Consider the following 23,246-nt stretch of genomic DNA (forward strand, 5'->3'; position numbering starts at 1 on the left):
TTATTTAATCCTATGTAGATAATGTTTGATCTCAAATGCCCAAACTATTAATATTGTAAAACTTAGAAAAACAGCATAAAAAAAAAGCGAATATATAATCGTAGTAAAAGTTCCAGACCCATATATCCAGTAATATTTTGGTGAATCTGATGCTGAAGTAAAAAACATTTTTATAAATAGCAAAAAATATATAAAACAAAGAAACCAAGACATATTTTTGAGATATACTCCTGTTTCTTTTTCTTTCTGCTTGAAACTAACAAAATTTATTGCTTTTAACATCCGATTATGAAGCTCTCTAGAAACCCCTATAAATCTATACTTTATAAAAATATATAGACTCATAAAAATTGTCATAAATAAAAATGTATCTGTTAAAATTTTAGCTTTTTCATCCAAAAATGAAGTTTGAGACTTTATACTGATTCCAGAGTAATCATCGTATGGGATAAAGACTGATATAGATATCATAAAAGGAACAAATATCAGAAAAAAATATTTTTGTTTAAAAGGAGACAACTCTTTTAGCAAATCTAAAGCATACTTATCATTACCCATTAAAAACTCCTAGGCACGAGGTACTAATAAAATCCCTTTTTTTAAAGGTTACTCAATTTTCTACTTTTAAATTCGTTCAATCTTCGACAATGCTACCTATTTATTCTCTGTCTAAAAAAATAGCAAAAATTGAGATATAAAATTTATGTAGGTTTTTCATCTTTTAGTATTACTTTATTTTTTTTATTAATCTATACAGACAAGTATATTTATTTTGACAAATTAAACAAATTCAATATATAATGTGATTCTCATCACTTTAAAATTACAAAAAAAAGAGAGTCGAAACTCTCTTTATCTTTGTACCATTTTAGATTCAATCCATTGATTTATTTCCCTCACTGACCAACAAATGCGATTTTGTGTCATTTTAATTTTCTTTGGAAAAGTAGGATCGTAGTATGGAGATTTTTCATTCATTATTTCATAAACAGTGGAACGATTAAGACCTGTATACTCTACAACTTGTTTAATGCTAATAAGTTTATGCATCTGAAAAGTTTGACCTGTGAACGCATTCATGATGTTTTTCTCCCAATCAATGATGCGAGCGCAATTTCGCTCAAATAATAGAGATCGCTGTAAGAAAAAACGTCCTGCTTCCACCCAATCAATTCAAAGCCTGAACTGACTGCTGCAACCCTTTCTGAATATCCTGAACATGAGTCAAATCAGGATTTTGTTGAGACTGTTCTGCTTTAGATTCATCGTTATAAAACTCCTCAACAATATCCAGCCCCTCTTCACCACCAACCTCAAAACTGGCATTTCCATAACCCTGCCGTGCCACATGATCCAACGCCTCCTGATAAAACCCTGCTGCCTTGCTCTGCTCATCAATCTGTTTGGCTGAAGTAATGGCTTCACTTAAGTTCACACCATCACGTAAGGTCAAGTCCACATAATAGATCGGAGTACGATAACTTTGAGTTGTGCTTTTACCTCTTAAGGTTAATTGCAATGGCAAACACGAAAGCAAATCACCTGATGCTGCATGATAGTAACGAAGTCGAGCGGCCAAAGTACGAATACTATTAAAGCCTGTGGTTCTAAAGATGAAGGTGCCAAACTCATCTGATTCATCTAGGTTGACGTAGAGCCGTCCATAAGGCTTGCACAGCCCACCTTGTGCCAGTGGGCATAGATCAGGTGATGGGCATGGATGTTGCTCAATACCATTCTGTCCGAGTCGCTGGCAGGTTTCGCCATTGCCTGAACAGATTAAACGTCCAGTCTGGCGGTCAAATAGACTGTACTCTGCCCGTAGGTTCAATTCAGGATCATTGAAGATCATACGGACAGGAATGCTTCTTAGCTTTTGGTTTTGATTCGGCGCTTTTGCTCGAAGCTGTTCATCCAGTGGATGTTTGACCCAGCCATCCTTATTTTGGATTTGGCTAGTAATGGTAAATTGGTCATCCTTTTCAGGCAGACGTTTACCGTTCTTTTCGACAATCTTGCCGATACTGATACGACCCAACACTGGTGGAGTGATTGCTAAACCTTTAATCATGGTGATGTCCTCTATATAGATGTTGAAATGGCGTTTAAATTTGGATAAATAAATTTTGGGCATAAAAAAACCCATACTTGTTTGGGGTATGGGATCATGGTAGTTGGATAATGAATTGTGGATGTCAGTAATATCCGTTTTATCCACCATTCGGATAAATCTGAAATCTTCGTGTGCCTGCTTTGGTCTGTGGAAATTGCTGTAGATATTCAGGGTGCTGTTTAAGCAAGGATTTACTGTCTAGACTGATGGAGTCCTGTGATTTCTTCCATGTCACTGAACCACCTGTAAATACCGCTCGCTCTGCTTCTTTCATCATCATTTGTAGTTGATGTTTGAGTTCATCAAAATACTGCTGATGTTGTTCAACCTTATGTCGCTCTTCTAACAATTGGTTAAATAAATAGTTGGCTTGTTCATTTTGAGTCAGGTCTTCTACCAATAATGGAATCTGTTCAGGATAAAGTTGTTGCAAAGCTTTAGCTGTTGAATCAGAGGCATCGACACTGGGCGGAATACCTGTTTCAACACATTGCCAAAAGTGACGTTCTGCATTGATGATGTGCTGGATCACCGTTTCATTACGTGTGACCTTATAGATTTTAGTTTCATGTCCACAGATCAAGGCACAGATATGCGCTGCCTGTTTGCCTGTCACCGCCAATTGATGCTGTACCTGACACAGCACATACAGCGGTACGCCATCTCGCCACAGTTTTGCTCCATATTCCCCTACGGTTTTACATTCAAGAATTTGCACCTCTTCATTACCTACCACGGCATAATCCAAATTGGCGAGCATAAAATGCTTGTCTTCATCAGGATGTTGTAGCACTGCATTGACTCGACGAACTTTATGATTGGTGTGCATGCTGTAGTACTCAGCGACTAAAGGTTCGAGTTGTTTACCCCAATACAAGGGCGCATAGCCTGCACTTTCATCCTCGATGTTTTGTTGCATTCGCCCTGTTTTGATCATCCATAGTTCCAGCATCGACATATACGGATTCAGTCCACAGGCGGTTGCGGCATCACTGCTACCAATACCCTGCTTTCGAACTTCAAGCCATTGCTGGTAATTCATCTGCTTGGTATTGGCGAGACGTTTCGCCACAGCGGTTTTGGTTTTTCGTGGTTGCGTATTCGATCGGTCTCGTTTGGTTCGGGTTCCTACCTCAACCTGTTGAGTCAATGAGTTCTGGATGGGTAGATTCAGGTTTGGTGAATACGGCTGTAATGGTGGATGATTTAAAGTGTTTTGAATTTGAGTATGGCTATTCATTAGAAATATTCCTGTATCGGTAAAAGTGTAAAAGCTGAATTTTGGGCATAAAAAAAGCAGCATCTGAGAGTGCGGCTAAAGATGTTGCTGTGCTTGTACGGTGTTACCGTATGCTTAGGCTAATGTAGAAGGTTTAACTGAAACTGAATTTAGGCAACCATTCGAAGTGCTTGTTCTAAGCCACGTTGCTTAATGGCTGCCCCTGCTCCAAACCATGCAGAATCGAGTCGGTGATCGGTACTCATGGCTCGGCGTTCATGATCGGTGAATTCGGTGATCGAACAGAGTAATCCATAAACGGTATCTTTGGCTGAACTCAGTTCTGCCCCACGCCCATGTCCGTTAAACATGGTCATGACTTTTGACATGGCACGTCCATTCTGTTCAGTTTTATTGTCTGATCGGGATGAGTTGGCTTGATTCGTCGTCGCTGCATTGCGGTAGAACTGAATGATGCTTTCATCCTGTTCGACACTGCTTAAATTAGTATTGTTAAATACTGCGTCAAAGTAGGCAGCAGCTTCCTGCTGAGTCACCTTACGCTGGCTCAGTTGCTTCATTTCATACATGTGTTCATCCCATGCACGGACTGAAATACCAAGTTGATGTTTGACTTTATCGGCATCGAATTTGGTACTGTGAGGGACTTTGACAATACCTGTATTGGTATTCTGTCCTTTGAGGGCAATCGCCAAAGTGTTATTACATACCACTCGGATACTGGTAAATTGGGCTGTCGTGGCAAGCGTGCCATCACAAGCGGTTGCCAATAAAATATAGCCATTACTGACATCCTTACCTTTTAAGGCGGAAGTTTGCCCTGTTCGTGCCAGTGCCCAGAATTTCTTACCGCCCTTGAGCACGCCTGCGGTTTCCAGTTCAAAGCCTGATTGTTCAGTCAGATCCCGATAAAATTCTAAAATCTCTTTGGGCTGAACTTCCTGAAATCTTTGGCTGACCACAGATAAAGGAGCATGGGTATCTGAACGATACAGTACTCGCTGTTCCTCAAAAGGCATGATGATGCTCTGCCCCCGATGATTCTGAGCCATGTAACTGACATCCGAGGATTCAATCCGCCAATCCATGCCTGCCTGCTGTGCCCAGACCTCAATCGGTTGGTTTGGGGTAAGTTGATTACCTAAGCCATGCCAAGGGGTTTGTCCAGTGAATGCCATTGTTTCAACTAAATGTGCCATAAGAATAATTCCTGTATCAATTTTAAATGGGTAAAAGGGTTTGGTTTGTGAATTTTGATAAATGCTTAATTGCGTAAATTTGGGCTAAAGCTGCGGTCACAGTTGTTGCAGTAATACTGCCTGCGAGAAATGGGTTGTTGCTGTTCATCTTCAGTGATCAACATCCAGATACCACCGATCAGCACTCCAACGAGTGCGCCTGCAATCGGAGGAATATTCAGACTTTTGGAAACACTGACACCTAATGTGGCAAGTGCCATTGGTGACATCACACTATTGGAGATAGAGTTATTTGTTGAGGTACTGGGTAAATGTTGGGTTGATTCAAGCATTACCGTCTCTCTAGACTGGCAATAAGGACATGGCAAACTCATCTGAATAATTCCTGTAATAAAAAATGAGCGAAATAAAAAAAACCTGCTGAGGGAAGCAGGCAAAATGATTGCGATGTAACTGAAGCATGTATTGGTGCGGTCTCAAATGGAGACGTACCGTTCTCATTTAGATGCTATGTATTTGTATTTTTTTAGAATGCGTTTTTTATCATCAGTTTTAGGTGATTTTTGAATGATGCTTAAACAGATCAATTGACCTGTTTTTTAGCAACGATTATGATGCAAGGGCTGACCTACATTGTCAGTCGGTTTTGACAGACCGCAGATCCAGCACGATATATGAAAGTAATTTTGTATGTTGTGGGAACCCTCGCGTCCCCCTTTTTTCTATGGTAGGGCGAGAGGGGGACGCCTCGTGCGTGCTGGTTCCTTGGATCCCAGTCTGTCAACCCCCTTTCGTTCTGCCACCATAATCAATTGACAGTGATTCGGCAGAACTTCTTGTAATTCCAAGGAGTCAACCATAATGCAATTTACTGTGCTTTATTCACCTGCACTTTCTCCGCCTCTTCGGCATTTCATTCCAATTCATTTATCACATGCTTTCACTGTGCCCTGATTGATTCAAGGCATTAATTAACTACTGCATCCTTTTTGGTCAGTGGTGTTTTGTGCTGGATAAAAATCATGGAACGTGCTGTACCGCTTATTCGGATTGTCCTTATTGTGCTCTGTAACAGCCTAGCTAGAGCCTATGACAGCCAAGCAGAATGTATTTGAAATTACAGTCAATTTCATAATTCATTTTAAAAAAATTTAAAAATATTGGATGGGGAAATAATAGGATGAAATACGTTTCAATTGCGCTGCTCACCAGCCTTGCGTTGGTCGGCTGCTCAAAACCACAACAAGATGATGTACAGAAAGAAGAGCTTTCTCAAAAGATCGAAAAAATGTCATTGAATGATGCTGCCCCTGGACAGGCTGTTTCTTCTCCTTTGATTATCGCTCGAAATCAAATTACACCTCCGCTAACAAAGACTGGAGAAAACTTTCAGGAACTCATCAAAGACGAGGGTTATTTTTCCTTTTATCCGCCGTATAAAACCATCTCTGGATTACAGATGTTTGCTGAAAATTCGGATGTGGCTGACTATTGTGCAAATTGCGTACATTTCCAGTCTGTTCTCAATGATTTAAGAAATGTGCTGGCTTTAAAAAACAATCAGGTTTTAGTGATCGGTCATCCAGGTCAACAGTTTCCTGCATTCACATTTGCTTTAGGTGACGACTATTCCATACGTGCAGCGCATGATACAGCCATCAATTATATAAGATCGACAATGCAGGTCATTCCACCAAAAAAAGATCAATTTGAAAGTACCGAACAATATCAACAACGTATTCAGACACTTCAAAAAGAATTGGATACAAAAAATACCCATCTAAATTATGACTTGAAGCTTTTAGAACTCAGTTTAAATGCGACTTCTTCACAAAGTCAGTTCATGCCGAGCAGCTATACACCCAATGATCGACCAAGTGGTTCGATTGATAACTTTGTTTATTACGATGCTGACTCGAAACAATTACATTTTGAGAATATGAATTTCTCATCTGATCTTATTGTGAATTTCACTGCCCCATCTACGCCTGAGTTAGCACAAAATATCATTATGGCTGGTGGACAAAAGTATGTCGGTTATATTTTCAACTTCAATAACCATAAATTGGAATTAGATAGCTTAGTCATTTATCAAACCAATATTACTCAAGCTGATTCTGCAAATGAGCCGATCGCAATCCTTGAACCGAGTACCATGTCCTTTCAACGCAAACATTTCAACGGCATAGAAAATGCTCGATTAAAGCAATTTGATGTGTCGCTGAAAAAGCCAATTCCTTTTGATTTTAGCTTGGAAAACTACACGCCGATCGAAAAGGTATTTAAAAAGATCGATGAGTAATTCCCACTTTTATAAAAAGTAAAAAATTGATTGACCAAACCATTAAATACACAGAGTTGGGCTTTCGCCCAACCCTGTAGATCACAATATTCAATTAAATATAGGCATGTGTAATGAATTTTATTCCATCTATTGTTTTATCCAGTGTGTTGCTACTGACTTTAACCGCATGTAATTCAGGCAATGATGCACCAAAGCCCAAAGATGCCCAAACTCAAACAACTGAAAATAGTACTGCTGAAACAACTGAAATAGCCCCTCAATCCGAAGATGATTTTCCAGCCGTGGATAAATCATTTCTGGAAGATGAGCCATATAATGCTGAGGAAGTGGCTGAACCCACTGTTCAGGAACAGTTTGAAGTCCGTGTTCGTCGTGAAGAATCACAATACTCCATGACAGGCTATAGCGATTTGTTAAACATCATGTCCTTGAACGATGCTCCAACCACCATTACAGGTGTGTTAATCAACCGTGGCAATTGTAGAAGTAAAGGTACTTACGATTACCAGAATATGCGCTATGGTTCGGTAGCAAAAGTTTACTTAGGCTGTTCGGCTGAATATGTCCGTGAAGTGACCATCACGACCAGCAGTGGCTTGACCTATACCTATAATTTCTAGGCATTCGTCCATTCATGCTTCAGTGGATTAGTGGTCTAAGCGCATTGTTTTTCTTAGACCATTATTCGATGACAACTCGCTTGATTTTTCTGAACAAAATTAATTCAGCTTTAAAGGGATGCGTTCACAGTCAAAAGTTTTGCGACGAGTTCGCATCACCCTTAAATAATGATTTTTACTATTCGCATTGAAATCACTCTTGAGCAATTGCAAGGTACGTTGAATCTGCCTGTCATCCTGACAATTCACGAACCAGCCTTTCTTGGCTTGCTCCTCAATGTGGGCTTCACCATAACCATTACTGAGTTCTTCCCACTTCGCTGCCAATTTATTGGCATGGTCAGATAAAGTCGTGTCCTGTGCCTGTCCTGCATAAATGAAGTAGATCTGGAGGTAGTAACCCCGATCAGGATGATGTTTCATTTTCCAAATCACTGAATGGATGCAACGGAATAAATTGATCTCCCTTGCCCTAACCTCTCTCAACAAGGCATAGACATAACATTCAAATTCGTGAAATGCTAATGACGATACATCTTCCCTGATACCCAACCGCATTGGAAAGATCATTAAGCAGTCCTTGTTTTGTACTAAATCCAAGAAGAAACGTTCAACCTTTTTCATTTCAGATTTATTCTGCTTCTGATCGTATTGATGACCATGCTGTATCAATTCAGATTTTGACTGAATATCGGCAATCATCAACTGAATGACATGATCAGGTAGGTCTTTAATATTTTCATACAGCTTAAATTTATTGGCTTGAAACAAGGCTCGTTCAATCTGCTTAAAAATAATGATGGAATCAACATAGTCATAACCAGCAATAAAAAAACGTCTAGACTTGATGATTAAAGGAACAATTTGTTGCTTGAATTGTTCACAACTGATTTGGTCATCCACCACATCCTTGATAAATTTTTCAATTTCACAAAAGGTTTGAGCTTCGTTGTAGGTCGTCATGAGAAAACACATCCTAGGTTATTTGTTCATATCACTAGGATTGCCGTAGTTTTTTAATCGTTGTTTGATTTAAATCCACATCGCTGCAAGGTTTGGGCAACACCTCTACGCCAATGCACTTCAAATTGACCTGTCCCGAAACTACGCATATACGGTATCTTTGCTCGTAGATGCTGTGCATACTTTTCAGGATTGACCAGATACATAGCAGCATTCAAGGCATTCGTTACTTCCACGGGGTTATCGCATCGAATAGGTCCTACCCCTAAGCGATCATTCCGCATAAAGTTCTGCTTATATTCCGTAGTATTACAATTAAAATGCACACCGATATTACCCGTAATATTGTTCCACATTTGCCAAACTTGATCAGCGAGATACCAGTCATTCTGACGTTTGGATGGATCATAAATCAGCAATAAGTGGCAATGGTAGCCTTTATCTACGCCTTGCTCTAATGCCCATGCATATCCTTGTAACCCCATGAAACAACCATCTTGATTGGCTATACGATTTCTCAAAATACTCATATGCTGTTGAACATTCTCGATACCAATATAAACCTGTTGCTCTTTGAGATAACCCAAATCGACACGTACAAATAACAGTTCAGAATAATGTGTCATGAGTTTAGTCAGATACTGATACAGTGACCTTCGATTCTGCTCTTCTTGCTGAATAAAACGAGCATGCTCATTCCAATAATCATTTCGATATCGGCCAAGTACAGAGTATAGGGTTTGAACCTGTTGAATATTAAAATTCAAGATATGTGTTGCAGATTGACCATTTAGAAAATGATCAATCCAATACTTACACTGAATAAAATATTGGATGGATTTCGTGTAGTGAATCTGTGCTGAATAGAAGTACTGAAAGGCTTCATATAATGTACTGAGTGTTTGTTTGAATTGTTGTTCACCCATCTGTTCAAAACAGACATCGTAAACAAAGTCTTCAATCGCAGTACAAACACTGGATTCATTCCAAATAACTGTAGTCAAATTCATGTCGTGATACTCATCATGTTAGGATTCATATCACTGACTGATCTGTAATTTATTAATTATGTCGCATATTTATGAGCAAATAATCATTTAAGATATTGATAAGTATATAATAACTTTAATAACCTGCTAAGAGTGATGAACCATTCGACAATAGTTTGAGATGCTGACCTTACCTTTACCCAATGAAAATACTGAATCAGGATAAGCTAAAGTTAGTTTTTAGCACTTTTTTCAATATTTACCTTTGACCCCTTGATTAATACCTTCCTAATAGGGACTACTGGTCTTGGTTGGAAAATCTCATTGTAGGCTAAATATTTGATGACTGTTTGTTTGAACAGGTTTTGCTTTTTTCTGTTCTTAGCATCAAATATTACGAATTTTGAATTAAATTCTGGTTGAGATAAAAATATCTCAATCGACTTCGAACTATTGATAATATCTTGAGGCTCACAATTAATTTTAGTTTGTATGTGTTTATAAAGAAATCTATCCCAATACTCTACTATAGATTCCCCTATTTTATCGGATTGCTTAATTTTTGTTCTGGGAAAGAAAAATAATACATCAGCAAATATCCTATTTTCATAACCGATATTCCAGCTTCCTAAATATCCTACGCCCATCGAAAGCGGCTTGGATCGTTTAGCAAAACGTACAAAACTGGTAAAAAGCTTGGAAAACTCCTCTTGAAGTAAGCCACTCCTGTATTTTTCCAATCTAAATTGCACCCTATACACCACTAGATCTTGCGTAAACAGATGATCGATATAATCAGTTGCTGTTACATAACGTCTCGCACAGACTTTGTGCTGAACAATATTTGCCTCAACTTTATTAAAATTTTGAGAAACTTGATTGGTCCGTATCTGAAGCCTACCATCATGAAAAGTTTGCACTTGATATCTTTTTTTCAATGCTAGACTTTTAATATTTAACTCATCGATTTTTTGTAAATCTAAATTAAACTTACCACCATCTTGTATTTTTGAAAAAAATGATCTGATTTGTATCGCAGTACTTGTAAGGAATAGGCTCGCCATACCATCAGATGAGTAGTCGAATAATCTCTTAATTTTTTCTTGCTCATCAAGTAGACTGAAATATTGTTGGCAGGATCTAGTGATCGAATAAGTCAGCTCATCCGTAGTTAACGGATTAAACTCATTCCATTGACGTGGAAAATCAAAAAGACCTCCATTAGAAACCAATAAGTTTTCAATAAAAATCTCTAGGCGTAACCCAACCTCAGCCAAGTCTGTAAATCTTGTATCCGATTTTGCGTATTCCTTATAAACAATTTCGGTAACTTTTATTCGTTCAATTGCATCCCGACTAAGATTTTGATACTGCCAGATTTTCTGAGGATTCTTACCTTCAATAAGTTTTTGCCAAAATTCAATGTGCTGACGATATGCTTCATGAGGATCAAGATGCTCAGACCGATCTTGCTTCCAAAAGATACCATTGATTGACAAAGATTCATTTTGGCTATCTTTATAGTCCAGCTTTATAATTCTATCGATATAAGCATAGTAACCCAAAATCCAAGTTTTGAACTGCTGGATAAGTTCTTGTTGATGGGATGAAATTTTTGAGAAATCCTGCTTAGTGATTTTCTTGGATTCTGCTAACCAGTCGCTAATCTCTACGCCTGTTTCAAACTTATCTTGTATAATTTTTTCTTTTAGTTGCTCGATTTTAGCCTTTGTGCTTAGCTTTCCTTTCCCATCAAAGAATAAGATGCAATGTAAATTCAAACCATGCTGATGATCATTTTCATATTTAAAAAACCCATGTAAAAAATCAGGGAAGTCATTCAAATAATGATGAATTTTACCCGTATACCCCCAATTAATACGTCTAAAATCTTCATCAAAGTTTTCGTAATTATCTGTATGATTGTTTTTAAGTCGAATATCTAGACATAAAATTCTTATATTTTGATGATATGCAATGATTTCATCAAAGCAACTACATAGCCTATATAACTCACTTACACATATTTTATCATCAGCAACTCCATTCCAAGAAATGCTTCTTTTACTCCCCTTAATCCAATTAATTAGTTTTCTTATTTGTCTAGGAGAGAAATTTTGCTTAGGCGATTTATCCAAAAAATACGAGCTTTCACTACCTTTTATTTTTACTAAAAACTTAAATAGCCCAGAGGGAAGAATATCCTGACCTAACTTATAACCCAATCTTGGAATGAACATTGGCAAGATCTTAAGCTGATCAAAATATTGATAAGCATCCTTACCAAAATCACCATCCTCATTTCTATGATTCAGTTCGAATTCTTTTAATACCGAACTTTTTTCACCTAAAACATCCTCTATGAATTTGGAGTAATTTTCCAAGACCTCAACAGACTCCTTAAAAAAGGTCGTTCTATCCTGCTCTTCTTGTGACAATTCTGCATATGAGTGATGGGTCCGCAGTCTGAATAGCTTAAACACATCCATTTTATTGATATACATATTAAATTCAGAAAAAATAACAATAAACTATTGAATATACAATTATTAAAAATAAAAAACAATGAATTAGAATCCTATTAATCACATCATATCATCTCAAAAAATATATATTTTATTCTTACTAATTACACTTATGTCTAGTTTTTCCTTGAGTTTAAAATTCAGCAAAAAGACAATAGCACTGAACTAAAGAAAGTTTGGATTGACAGATCAAGGAATGCGGGAATTAGGCTTATAATTAGTTTTCAGTTTGACTTTTGAAACAAATCGAAGAAAAGTTCAATTCATCTTTAAGCATTAGTTACTCCAAAGATAACCAGTCCATTTAAAAATTATTTTTTGTTATAATGATTTAAATCAAGCTAATAATTATTTACCAAATTAAGGCTCCGAGAAAAGACTAGTGGATGATCATATTATTTTTACGGTAAATAATGCGGTAACAGACCATTACCGCATAAATAATTATCAAATAATTCAAATAAATAAAATTATAGTTCGAGTCCCGCTGAGCGCACCATCTTCTTATTTTACTCAATCCAATTAATGATAAAAATTATTACTTAGATCAAAAAATCCGCCTAGCAACCCAAACCTGTTTTAAGTTATTAATTTTTATGGCAATCCAAATTTAGCGAAATTGTGATACCAAAATTATTTATGAATTAATATAAAAAATTCAGCTTCCGATTAAAAATGCTTTTTGCTTAATCACATTCTTATAAAAATAACGCCAAAATGTTCATATATAATTTATCAACAATCTACCTAAGCATTTACTTTTAGATCACATGTCTAGTTTTATTTTTGACTAACCCATAAAAAAACAATAAAATCAATTAATTAATAGCACATACTCTTTTTGAAGTATTTTGATTCATTAAAAACTTATCTAGTTGATTTTAGGAGTTTTGTTTCTACTTAACTCTAGGTTTGTCATCGTTTAGATGATTTAGAAATAGATCAAGCCATGTTCTTAATTGCTTTTTCTGTTTGTCATCGTTTAGATGATTTAGAAATGCTGCTTGAGCATTTGCCCCTGCCATAGTGTGTTTGTCATCGTTTAGATGATTTAGAAAAACTATACAACCGCAGCAGGGCGCTATCAGTTGTTTGTCATCGTTTAGATGATTTAGAAATTTTTGCCAACATGTCCCACATCCCCCTTAGAGTTTTTCATCGTTTAGATGATTTAGTAAGAAATGAGTGTGATTCCATCTGTAGCCGCAGGGTTTGTCATCGTTTAGATGATTTAGAAAGTCATGAAATACAAAGTTGTATTGTCTGAAATGTTTGTCATCGTTTAGATGATTTAGAAATTGACAGGTATCACTGGCTTGGGTGTAAACCCGTTTGTCATCGTTTTGATGATTTATCTGTCTTGTCCAATATCAAATTTTTTAGCTAAGCACTTTTAAAACAAGGAGTTAGCTTTTAGCAATATTATTAAGTAACTCTGGCTCTAGCATAAAAAAATCTTTCCCAAAATTTTCTAAAGGAACTTCCGAAACATTAATTTGATATTCAATATCACCATTCAAAAAACTTTGTGATTTCTGTATAGAACGCTCCCAGCCAAACCTCTTTCCGCATTGCATCAGTAAATACTGATAGACCTTTACATTATTAATTTTTAATAAGAATGTGTTATCAGATAATTGGTGTATCGAGACATTTTCAGAATATTGCACATCAATCATGATCTACCCCCTAGAATGAATAATAAATGTTCAATATTTATCATTATAGATAATTGATGTGATTTCAATTAATTTTCCATAATTATTAATAAGTTAAACCACATTTAAAACATAAATAACCACACAAGTCTCGATCTGGCAAAAAATGTCACACTGTTGATTATTAATAATTGCTTAGGCTAAATATCTAAACTTTTCTTTCAAAGTGCTTGCCACAGATGACTATCCAGATTTGGTCAACTAAGATAAATAAAATAGATAGTTTGCCTATCTCTGTAATCGTTCTGTTTTTAACACGCCATAAACCTATTTTTCTACTTGGTTTATTTTTTTATATCACTCAAAATACCCATCATATTTAACAACGTGAGACGTTCATGACTGATGCTTTGGTATTGAGTGATTTGTCCAAAACTTATCGTAATGGTTTTCAGGCGTTAAAAGGTATCGATCTAACTGTACCTGAAGGTGAGTTTTATGCCTTATTGGGGCCCAATGGTGCAGGAAAATCGACTACGATTAGTATCATCAGTTCTTTAACTAAAAAAACATCTGGTTCAGTTGAGATTTTTGGTCATAATTTAGATACCCACCCCTCTCATGCAAAACAATGTCTTGGTGTTGTTCCTCAGGAATTTAACTTTGGTCAATTCGAAAAAACATTTGATATTTTAGTGACCCAAGCGGGATATTACGGGATTTCTAAAAAGTTAGCAGAACAACGTGCTGAACTATATTTAGAAAAATTAGGTTTATGGGATAAGCGTAATATCCAATCACGTATGTTATCTGGTGGTATGAAACGCCGCCTAATGATCGCACGTGCAATGATGCATGAACCAAAACTTCTTATTCTTGATGAGCCTACCGCTGGTGTAGATATTGAGTTACGCCGTTCAATGTGGGATTTCCTCATCGAAATGAATGAAAAAGGGACATCCATTATTCTCACAACGCATTATTTAGAAGAAGCTGAAATGCTATGTCGCCGTATTGCGATCATTGATCGTGGTGTCATCAAAGAAGACACTACCATGAAAGGCTTCCTCAATCAGCTCAATGAGGAAACATTTATATTTGACTTAGCAGAGCCGATTACATCTATCAATTTCAACATTATTGGTTTTAAATTTAATCTCATCGACCCAGTGACATTAGAAGTTACAATGGATAAGGCTCATAGCATGAATGACTTATTCTTATTACTTCAATCACAAAATATCCAAGTTAGCAGTATGCGTAATAAGTCGAACCGTTTAGAAGAATTGTTCGTAAAAATGGTTGAGAAAAATCTTGCTGGAGCAGATCAATGAACTTCAATCAATTAAAAACAGCACTGTGGACTTTGGTTGTTAAAGAAATTCGTCGCTTTATGCGAATCTGGCCTCAAACATTACTTCCACCAGCGATCACGATGAGTTTGTACTTCGTGATCTTTGGTAATTTAGTTGGTTCTCGCATCGGTGAAATGGGTGGCTTTAGCTACATGCAATTCATTGTACCTGGCTTAATTATGATGGCGGTGATTACCAATAGTTATGCTAACGTTTCTTCCAGCTTCTTTAGTGCAAAATTCCAAAAGAGCATTGAAGAGTTGATCATGAGCCCCGTACCATTGCATTTAATTCTTTGGGGTTATGTTATAGGTGGTGTTTGTCGAGGTGTGTTGGTTGGCTTAATCGTAACCATCATGAGCCTATTCTTTACTCATTTAGAAATTTACAACCTCTTTGTGACTATATATACAGTCATTATTACTTCATTATTATTTTCGCTTGGTGGCTTTATTAATGCTGTTTATGCGAAATCGTTTGATGATATTTCGATTATCCCGACATTCGTATTGACACCACTTACCTATTTAGGTGGAGTTTTTTATGCCATCAGTGCTTTAAGCCCTTTTTGGCAAAATGTCTCTTTAGTTAATCCAATTGTGTATATGGTCAATGCCTTCCGTTTCGGCATTCTAGGTCACAGTGACGTGAATGTTGCATTCTCTCTAGGTGTTGTGACCCTTTGTTGCGTTGTCCTCTATGCAATTGCATATCATTTATTAGCTCGTGGTTCAGGAATGCGTGAATGAGTGTTGAACATTCTTTATTGGGGAAAGACACCCAATACCCTACTCAATATCAGCCAGAGGTTTTATTTCCAATCGCCCGTGCAGAATCGCGCAAGCAATATGCACATATTGAGGGTATCACCCAAGGTAAAGACTGGTGGCATGTTTTTGAAATTTCATGGCTCAATCAACTTGGACTACCTCAAGTTGCGATTGGTCGGATCACACTGCCTGCAAGTTCGCCCAACTTAATCGAATCTAAATCACTTAAGCTGTATTTTAACAGTTTAAACTTCACACAATTCGAGTCAAAGCAAATATTCATCGAAACAGTTGAACGTGATTTATCAAATGCTGCCGGTGCTCAAATCAAATTAGATTTATTTCAAGTCGATGATTTAGAAATTTCTAAACCTAAAGGTATTTGTATTGATGATTTGATTCCTGAGCGTTTATCTGAGCATCCAGATTCAACATTATTACAACTTGATCAAACAACAGATGATCATGTTGAAATTGAGCTATATTCACATCTGTTAAGAAGTAACTGTCCAGTCACTGGTCAACCCGACTGGGGGACTGTTTTTATTCGTTTTCAAGGTAAAAAACCTTGTTATCGCAGCATTTTAGCTTATATTATCTCGTACCGTCAGCATAATGGTTTCCACGAACAATGCGTTGAACAAATATTCTCTGATATTTGGCAACTTTTGAAACCTGAAAAGCTTATGGTCTATGCAACTTATACTCGACGTGGTGGTTTAGATATTAATCCTTGTCGAGTATCTGATTTGTCATGGATGCCCGAGCCAATTCGCTTGGCGCGACAATAAAACGAATAAATTTGATATAGAGGACGTTCTTCAATGACCAGTTATTTCGGTATTCTTCCGTCAGCAAGTTTGAGTCAGGATATTCAACTTGCGCAAGCAAATCGTGATAGTAAAGAGCCACAATACCCTTTACGTGACAAAATTTCTCTTCAACTTACAGATGAGTTAATTGACACGATGCTCGTTCATTTGGTGCAACAATTTCCACCAAGCGAAAAACGAGATACGACTGAAGGACTTGCGATTAAAATTCGTGGCATTGTTGAAACTTTGATGAAACAGCTTTTAGGCAAAGCATCAAATGAGCAAGTTTTAGAATCATTAGCATTCATGGAAAAAAGCTTGTTCGTTGACAATGAAGGTCAGCAACGTATCGGTGCAGTTCTTCCTGATAGCCTTGTAGCAGACATGAAGAAAAGTTTTGCGGAAGTTGCAGCTGGAAATGGCAAAGAACAACGTGAAGCTTTAACAAAGCAGTTTAAAGCTTTTGCTGATGCTTTAATTCAACACTTTATGACAGACTTCAATAAAACATTGGGTCTCGGCATGGTAAAACGTGGTGTAGCAAGCGTTGCAACAAGTGGTGTTGAAACAGCTGTTCATATTGTGATTAAGAAATTAATTCCAAGCCTCAGCCAAGCTGAACTTGATGTATTCACCAAGCACTTTGATCAGTTATTGGTTCAAAAATAAGCTGTGATTTATAAAAAGGCGGTCATTGTAAAATGGTCGCCTTTTTTGTACCAATTTTTATAAGAATAAAGTCGATATAAATGTCACAATTTCTAAATTTGCATTGTCTAAATCAGCGTTTATGTTAGCATTCGCGAAGCGTTGATTGACTAGATTTAGAATCGCATGGCACCAAGTTCACAATACAAATTTTTACGTCAAGCCCCTCGTGATGGTTTAAGTACAGCCTCCCAGCCTTCCCGATGGCAACAGCTACATATTGATCCTTGGCTTTGTCTATTTTTGATTCTAAATGCAATGCTTGGTTTGACTGTTTTATACAGTGCTTCCGCCCAAGACGTTGGACTAGTCACTAAACAAGCAATTAGTTTCGCTATTGGCTTTGTCGTGATGTTCAGCTTGGCTCAGATCCCCCCAAAAGTCTATCAGGCATTTTCCCCCTACTTTTATATCTTTGGGGTTTTATCATTATTGGCTGTGATGATATTTGGTGAAGTCCGCATGGGCGCTCAACGTTGGATTGATATTCCTGGTTTTGGTAGTGTGCAACCCAGTGAATTCATGAAAATCGGTATGCCAATGATGATTGCATGGTTTCTTTCACGTAAAGCATTACCACCGAGCTTTTCTCAGGTCATCCTTTCTTTAATGCTGATTGTTGTTCCGTTTTTATTAATCGCTGAACAACCTGACTTAGGAACTTCATTACTTGTACTTGCAAGTGGAATCTTTGTCCTGTTTTTAAGTGGACTTTCATGGAAATTGATCGCTGCTGCCGCGGGCGCTGCAGGCATAATTATTCCGATCGCTTGGGAATTTTTACTACATGATTATCAACGTCAACGTGTTTTAACGCTTTTTAACCCTGAGGCGGATGCACTAGGTACAGGTTGGAATATTATCCAATCGAAAACCGCTATTGGTTCAGGTGGTTTTTCAGGCAAAGGTTTCTTAGAAGGTACGCAATCACATCTTCACTTCTTACCAGAAGGACATACCGACTTTATTATTGCAGCTTATTCTGAAGAGTTTGGCTTGATTGGTGTTACCCTACTTATTCTGCTTTATTGTGCGATTATTATTAGAACTTTCCAAATCGGTTTACAAAGCTTCCATAACTATGGTCGCTTAGTTGCGGGTGCATTTGGTTTGTCGTTTTTTGTTTATGTATTTGTAAATGCAGGTATGGTCAGTGGTATTTTACCTGTTGTAGGTGTGCCTTTACCCTTTATGAGCTATGGCGGTACTGCAATCATCACACTGATGTCTACTTTTGGACTGGTTATGTCTATTCATACACACCGATAATGAGGAACTTAAAAAACATATGTTTCATCAAACTTTCAATAAAACTTTTAAATTTTTGACTTTAGGTGCCAGCTTATTTTTGAGCAGTAATTGGGCACAAGCAAACGAGTTTTATACTAATCCGAATTATCCAGCTTTTAAACAAAAAGCGATGACAACATATGGCTTGAGTAGTGAGCAAGTTGATGCAGCAATGAGTGGTGCTCGCAACTTACCTAATATTTTAAATATTATGACTCGCCCAGGTGAAAGTAAACCTTGGTATGAATATCGCTCTATGTTTTTAGTTGAAGGTACAATTCAACGTGGTGCTCGCTTTAAAGGTCAGTATGAAGATGCGCTCAATCGCGCAGAACAGCAATTTGGTGTCCCTAAAGCAGTCATATTGGGTATTTTAGGTGTAGAAACTGGATACGGTGCAAATAAAGGCTCTTTCATTACTCGAGATGCACTTGCAACACTTGCTTTTGGCTACCCACGCCGTGCTGAGTATTTTGGTGATGAATTAGCTGCGCTTATCTCTTGGACTTATAAAGAAGGCTATCCAACAAATAGTATTGTAGGTTCATACGCTGGTGCGATTGGCTATCCACAGTTTATGCCTAGTAATATTCAGAAGCTTGGTGTCGACTATGATGGAAATGGTCATATTGATCTAAGAAACTCTGCTGTTGATGCAATTGGTTCTATTGCAAACTATTTAGCTCAACATGGTTGGCAACGTGATCGACCAATTGGCTTTCAAGCACGCTACTTAGGCAATAACCCAGATAGTATAATTGCAAAGGATTTAACTCAACCAACTCCTTACGGAGAGTTGAAAAGATTAGGTATTGCGCCTATTGATCCACTTGTAAAAATTGATGATTTAGATTTGGTAAATGTCATCCAACTGCAAGATCAATTTGGTCCAATTTACTATATTACTTATCCTAATTTCCAAGTGATAACGACCTACAACAAAAGCCGTATGTATGCAACTGCAGTATGGTTATTAGGCACAGAAGTAGCTAGTCGATAGACTAGCTTTTTCACAACATTCTGAAAAGTCAATAAATTTTTAATTAAAAAAGTTTAAACAATCAGCAAAATTCATATTTTGTTACAATATTGGTTTTTTTTTAACCATAAACTGTAAGTTTTTGCCCTTTTTGTAACTATTTATCGTTAAAGACTAGACACACTTCGTAAGCGCTGAATATTATCGCCACAAGTTAAAGTAATTGCAAAAGTGAATAATTAGACATGTGCACTATATTTCAAGGTGGTTTTATTGAAATAGAAAAGCATGATCTCTAGGAGTTTATACAATGCAGTTTTCGCTAAAATATATTCTAGCGCTGACGGCAGGCTTAAGTTTAAGCCCGTTACATGCAGAAATGGTACAATCTTCATCATTAACTAATGATGTAGAAGGTTCTAACCTAGCTGCACGCGTTTTAAGCAAAGATTCTCAAAATTTTAATTCTCGTTTCTCTAACGTTAATAGTCTTTCAATCACTGAGAGTTCAGGTGACAAAGTCCGTCGCCAGACGATTGCTGCAAAGATCGATATCCCTGAAGAAGAGCCTTCAGTGATTGAAAAACTGAATACTGTTGCTTCAAACACCGTTCGTAAATTTACCCAAAATGGCGTTGCATCTTGGTATGGCCGTCAATTCCATGGTCGTAAAACTGCAAGTGGTGAAACATTCGATATGAATGCAATGACTGCTGCACACCGTAGCCTTCCTTTAAACTGTTACATCCGCGTAACAAATAAAGACAATGGTAAAAGCGTAGTTGTGAAAGTAAATGATCGCGGTCCATTCCATGGCAATCGTGTGTTAGATCTATCTTACGCTGCTGCGAAGCAACTAGGTATGTCTAGTGCAGGAACAGGCAATGTAAGTATTGAACGTGTTGATGGTCCAAACTCTTAATTTATAAGTTTAGATACTCAACCAATAAAAGCCACTTATAAAAGTGGCTTTTATGTTTTCCAGCGTCTTGTTTTATTTTTGACCGCTATTAAATTCTTCGGTATATTGGTGACATAACACATTGTCATTATTGCAAGGAGTGCGTGCTGTGAAATCAATAGATGAATGGTTTGATGAGTATAGCGATAGTCACCAAAATCAAACCAATAAGAAAATTCACTGGGTATGCGTCCCTGCTATTCTATTTTCAATAATTGGCATTCTTTCCCATTTTAGTATGCTACTTACCGCATTATTGCTTGTACTTACTTTAGTATTCTATGCTCGTTTAGATATCGTTTTAGCTGTTGCTATGGCAGCTTTACTTGCTGTAATGGCTTGGTTGATTGTGATTTTACCTGTAGGCGTTGGATTTTATATCGGCGTTTTTGTGATTGCTTGGATTGGACAATTTTATGGTCACAAAGTTGAAGGAAAGAAACCTTCATTCTTTAAAGACCTCCAGTTCCTCCTGATCGGCCCCGTATGGTGTATGGATGCTTATTTAGCTAAAATCCTACCTAAATGGAAATCTCGTCAAAAATTGGCGCTTACAAGCTAATTTAGCGCATATTTAAAAAATTAAAATTTAGGGAAGGTATTATTGATATACCTTTCCTTTATATTTCAGCCATCCATCAGTATGTTTTCCGCGTGGATCATGATGAGTCCAATGAATCACACCACCTTTTTCGCTATATTCATATTCACCGTAGAACTCAACGATATCTCCTTTTTTAAGCCCCTCTATTCTTGGCGCTAAATCAATATTGTGCGCAATCAGAACGGTTAAACCATTCTCTAGCTTAAGAATCATTTTTTGATGTCTTGAACCTTCATTATCATCAGCCAAGATTGCTTTTACTTCACCTCTGGATTGAGCTTGAATATTGCTGCGTTGCTGCTGATAAGCTTGCATGATCTTTTGCTGATCATCTATGCTAAGTTGTTGCGCAGAATCCTGAAGATCAGAATTATTTAATGCGTTTTGTTTTAAATCTATACCGAAATATGTGGCAATAAGTAGAACTATAATTGCAACGATTACTAAATTATTTTTTTGAGTTTTCATATCAACCTTTTTTATCCAAAACAAATAGCAAAATGCCAATCATATAGATTGGCATTTTAATCTTACAATGTCTGTATCGCTTAGAATAGTCGATTCATACCATTCAAAGCAGCCACACGATATGCCTCAGCCATGGTTGGGTAGTTAAATGTGGTTTCTACAAAATATTTTAAGGTATTGTTTGGGCTATGCATAACGACCTGACCAATGTGAATAATCTCAGCCGCATTGTTACCAAAGCAGTGAATACCTAACACCTCTAATGTATCGCGGTGGAATAAGATTTTTAATTCGCCAACAGTATCCCCCGTAATTTGCGCACGCGCTAAATGACGGAAAGATGCCTGACCTACTTCATATGGTACTTTTTCTTCAGTTAGCTCTTGTTCAGTTTTACCGATCGAAGAAATTTCTGGAATGGTATAAATTCCAGTCGGCACATCTTTGATTGGTTTAACATTCTTTTCGCCAACCATGTTAGCACCAGCACAGCGCCCTTGGTCATATGCTGCTGAAGCAAGTGATGGCCAACCGATTACATCACCTGCAGCAAAAATATTTTCTGCTTCAGTTTGATATTGATCATTTACCGTTAATTGACCACGGCTGTTCGGCACTAAACCAACATTTTCCAAACCTAGACCATCGGTATTTCCTGAACGACCATTACACCATAGGATCGCATCCGCTTTGATTTTCTTACCACTTAATAAATGCAGAACGACATGATCATCAAAAGTTTCAAGTCGATCAATTTGCTCATTATGGCGAATCAATACACCTTGTTCACGTAAGTGATAAGAAAGCGCATCTGCGATTTCATCATCTAAATAACTTAATAATTTTTGCTGAGTATTGATCAAATCAACTTTGTGATCTAAACCGATAAAAATTGACGCGTATTCACAACCAATAACGCCTGCACCATAAATGATGATTTTTTGAATTGCGAAATCCAAATCAAGGATCTTGTCCGAATCAAAAACACGTGGATGCGTAAAATCTAAACCTTGAGGTTGATAAGGGCGACTTCCTGTTGCGATCACAATTTGCTTGCAAATGATCGTGTCTTTGATTCCATCTGGTCCAAAGATCAAAACAGTATTTTTATCTTGGATGTATGCACGACCGTGAAATACATCAATTTTGTTGCGATCATAGAAACGAGTATGCGTATCTACTTGTTGTTGAATCACCTTATGAGCATTACGTAATACTTGTTTCATAGTGAATTGTTTCCATTCACCTACTTTTTGAAACATTGGATCACGTTGATAACGGATAATACTTGATACTGTTTGACGCAATGCCTTACTTGGGATTGTACCTACGTGTGCACAGTTACCACCGAGTTGATCACGAACATCAACAATTGCAACACGTCTACCTGCTTTAGCTAGCTTCATTGCCGCGCCTTCACCAGCTGGGCCAGAACCGAGAACTACTGCATCAAATTTAACAATGTTCCCACCAACGACCTCTTTCTTACGTGGCATTCAAAGCTCCTTTAATTTCTAACCGTTTATTGCTTAATATATGATAACTAATATGCAGCGGGTTGATGTATTTCTCAACCATATATTTTTATATATTCACATTTTCAAAATGAATACCTGTTTTCAACCTAAAAACCTATAAATTTGACTATAATATTCCAGTATTTCAAGTCAAAGGTTGTGGAAAA

At 37.2% G+C, this 23,246-nt stretch carries 22 protein-coding genes and 1 CRISPR repeat array; of the genes, 10 read left to right on the plus strand and 12 right to left on the minus strand.

Features of this window, described 5'->3' with window-relative positions:
- From B4237_RS16790 to B4237_RS16815, 6 genes are all read right to left on the minus strand, one after another.
- Positions 1-558: a hypothetical protein gene (locus tag B4237_RS16790; protein ID WP_004963743.1), complete on the minus strand. Its 558-nt coding sequence runs from the start codon at positions 556-558 to the stop codon at positions 1-3.
- Positions 559-852: 294 nt separating this feature from the next.
- The gene (locus tag B4237_RS16795; RefSeq protein ID WP_004963746.1) at positions 853-1,080 is read right to left on the minus strand and encodes a helix-turn-helix transcriptional regulator; all 228 of its coding nucleotides are present in this window, start codon (positions 1,078-1,080) and stop codon (positions 853-855) included.
- An 88-nt stretch (positions 1,081-1,168) separates the two neighbouring features.
- On the minus strand, positions 1,169-2,071 hold the full coding sequence (locus B4237_RS16800; protein ID WP_004963748.1) for a hypothetical protein: 903 nt from the start codon (positions 2,069-2,071) through the stop codon (positions 1,169-1,171).
- A 139-nt stretch (positions 2,072-2,210) separates the two neighbouring features.
- Complete coding sequence (locus tag B4237_RS16805; RefSeq protein ID WP_004963751.1) at positions 2,211-3,353, minus strand: YqaJ viral recombinase family protein; 1,143 nt, start codon at positions 3,351-3,353, stop codon at positions 2,211-2,213.
- A 149-nt stretch (positions 3,354-3,502) separates the two neighbouring features.
- A complete protein-coding gene (locus B4237_RS16810; protein ID WP_004963754.1) occupies positions 3,503-4,552 on the minus strand; it encodes a DUF932 domain-containing protein in 1,050 nt (349 codons plus the stop codon).
- Positions 4,553-4,617: 65 nt separating this feature from the next.
- Entirely contained in the window at positions 4,618-4,926 is a 309-nt protein-coding gene (locus tag B4237_RS16815; protein WP_004963757.1) for a hypothetical protein, read from the minus strand.
- Between the two features lie 806 nt (positions 4,927-5,732).
- Here B4237_RS16815 and B4237_RS16820 point away from each other — a divergent pair.
- Both B4237_RS16820 and B4237_RS16825 read left to right on the plus strand, forming a co-directional pair.
- Positions 5,733-6,854, plus strand: coding sequence for a hypothetical protein (locus B4237_RS16820; protein WP_286944044.1), 1,122 nt, complete (start codon positions 5,733-5,735; stop codon positions 6,852-6,854).
- A gap of 113 nt (positions 6,855-6,967) precedes the next feature.
- Positions 6,968-7,477 carry a hypothetical protein gene (locus tag B4237_RS16825; RefSeq protein ID WP_278595430.1) on the plus strand — a complete coding sequence of 170 codons (510 nt, stop codon included), beginning with the start codon at positions 6,968-6,970 and terminating at the stop codon, positions 7,475-7,477.
- A 99-nt stretch (positions 7,478-7,576) separates the two neighbouring features.
- Here the strand turns inward: B4237_RS16825 and B4237_RS16830 are convergent, their stop codons facing one another.
- From B4237_RS16830 to B4237_RS16845, 4 genes are all read right to left on the minus strand, one after another.
- Positions 7,577-8,440 (minus strand): hypothetical protein, encoded by an 864-nt coding sequence (locus B4237_RS16830; RefSeq protein WP_004963767.1) that lies wholly within the window; start codon positions 8,438-8,440, stop codon positions 7,577-7,579.
- A 53-nt stretch (positions 8,441-8,493) separates the two neighbouring features.
- The gene (locus B4237_RS16835) at positions 8,494-9,450 is read right to left on the minus strand and encodes a YagK/YfjJ domain-containing protein (protein ID WP_136700442.1); all 957 of its coding nucleotides are present in this window, start codon (positions 9,448-9,450) and stop codon (positions 8,494-8,496) included.
- Between the two features lie 212 nt (positions 9,451-9,662).
- Positions 9,663-11,867 carry a hypothetical protein gene (locus B4237_RS16840; protein ID WP_286944047.1) on the minus strand — a complete coding sequence of 735 codons (2,205 nt, stop codon included), beginning with the start codon at positions 11,865-11,867 and terminating at the stop codon, positions 9,663-9,665.
- A gap of 996 nt (positions 11,868-12,863) precedes the next feature.
- Positions 12,864-13,252: a CRISPR direct-repeat array (repeat unit 29 nt; unit sequence TGTTTGTCATCGTTTAGATGATTTAGAAA).
- Between the two features lie 108 nt (positions 13,253-13,360).
- Positions 13,361-13,633: a hypothetical protein gene (locus B4237_RS16845; protein ID WP_278595428.1), complete on the minus strand. Its 273-nt coding sequence runs from the start codon at positions 13,631-13,633 to the stop codon at positions 13,361-13,363.
- A gap of 377 nt (positions 13,634-14,010) precedes the next feature.
- Between B4237_RS16845 and B4237_RS16850 the strand changes: the two genes are divergently transcribed.
- The 8 genes from B4237_RS16850 to B4237_RS16885 all read left to right on the plus strand — a co-directional run bounded on the left by B4237_RS16850 (position 14,011) and on the right by B4237_RS16885 (position 21,052).
- Positions 14,011-14,946 carry an ABC transporter ATP-binding protein gene (locus B4237_RS16850; protein WP_278595427.1) on the plus strand — a complete coding sequence of 312 codons (936 nt, stop codon included), beginning with the start codon at positions 14,011-14,013 and terminating at the stop codon, positions 14,944-14,946.
- Positions 14,943-15,716, plus strand: coding sequence for an ABC transporter permease (locus B4237_RS16855; protein WP_007482100.1), 774 nt, complete (start codon positions 14,943-14,945; stop codon positions 15,714-15,716). The genes B4237_RS16850 and B4237_RS16855 overlap by 4 nt, the downstream gene beginning before the upstream one ends.
- Complete coding sequence (queF, locus tag B4237_RS16860) at positions 15,713-16,528, plus strand: NADPH-dependent 7-cyano-7-deazaguanine reductase QueF (protein WP_004880135.1); 816 nt, start codon at positions 15,713-15,715, stop codon at positions 16,526-16,528. Before B4237_RS16855 ends, queF begins: the two co-directional genes overlap by 4 nt.
- A 33-nt stretch (positions 16,529-16,561) precedes the next feature.
- On the plus strand, positions 16,562-17,221 hold the full coding sequence (locus B4237_RS16865) for a hypothetical protein (RefSeq protein ID WP_004880138.1): 660 nt from the start codon (positions 16,562-16,564) through the stop codon (positions 17,219-17,221).
- A 165-nt stretch (positions 17,222-17,386) separates the two neighbouring features.
- Positions 17,387-18,529, plus strand: coding sequence for a rod shape-determining protein RodA (gene rodA, locus B4237_RS16870; protein WP_061392195.1), 1,143 nt, complete (start codon positions 17,387-17,389; stop codon positions 18,527-18,529).
- A gap of 19 nt (positions 18,530-18,548) precedes the next feature.
- Entirely contained in the window at positions 18,549-19,550 is a 1,002-nt protein-coding gene (mltB, locus tag B4237_RS16875) for a lytic murein transglycosylase B (RefSeq protein ID WP_004880141.1), read from the plus strand.
- Between the two features lie 289 nt (positions 19,551-19,839).
- Entirely contained in the window at positions 19,840-20,451 is a 612-nt protein-coding gene (locus B4237_RS16880; RefSeq protein ID WP_004880143.1) for a septal ring lytic transglycosylase RlpA family protein, read from the plus strand.
- 148 nt (positions 20,452-20,599) lie between these two features.
- Positions 20,600-21,052, plus strand: coding sequence for a DUF962 domain-containing protein (locus B4237_RS16885; protein ID WP_004880144.1), 453 nt, complete (start codon positions 20,600-20,602; stop codon positions 21,050-21,052).
- Positions 21,053-21,091: 39 nt separating this feature from the next.
- Here the strand turns inward: B4237_RS16885 and B4237_RS16890 are convergent, their stop codons facing one another.
- On the minus strand, positions 21,092-21,562 hold the full coding sequence (locus tag B4237_RS16890) for a DUF3465 domain-containing protein (RefSeq protein ID WP_061518448.1): 471 nt from the start codon (positions 21,560-21,562) through the stop codon (positions 21,092-21,094).
- Positions 21,563-21,642: 80 nt separating this feature from the next.
- The gene (gene sthA, locus B4237_RS16895; protein ID WP_004880147.1) at positions 21,643-23,058 is read right to left on the minus strand and encodes a Si-specific NAD(P)(+) transhydrogenase; all 1,416 of its coding nucleotides are present in this window, start codon (positions 23,056-23,058) and stop codon (positions 21,643-21,645) included.
- Positions 23,059-23,246 lie beyond the last annotated feature (188 nt).

This window comes from Acinetobacter sp. UBA6526 (assembly GCF_002434875.1).
GTDB lineage: Bacteria > Pseudomonadota > Gammaproteobacteria > Pseudomonadales > Moraxellaceae > Acinetobacter > Acinetobacter venetianus.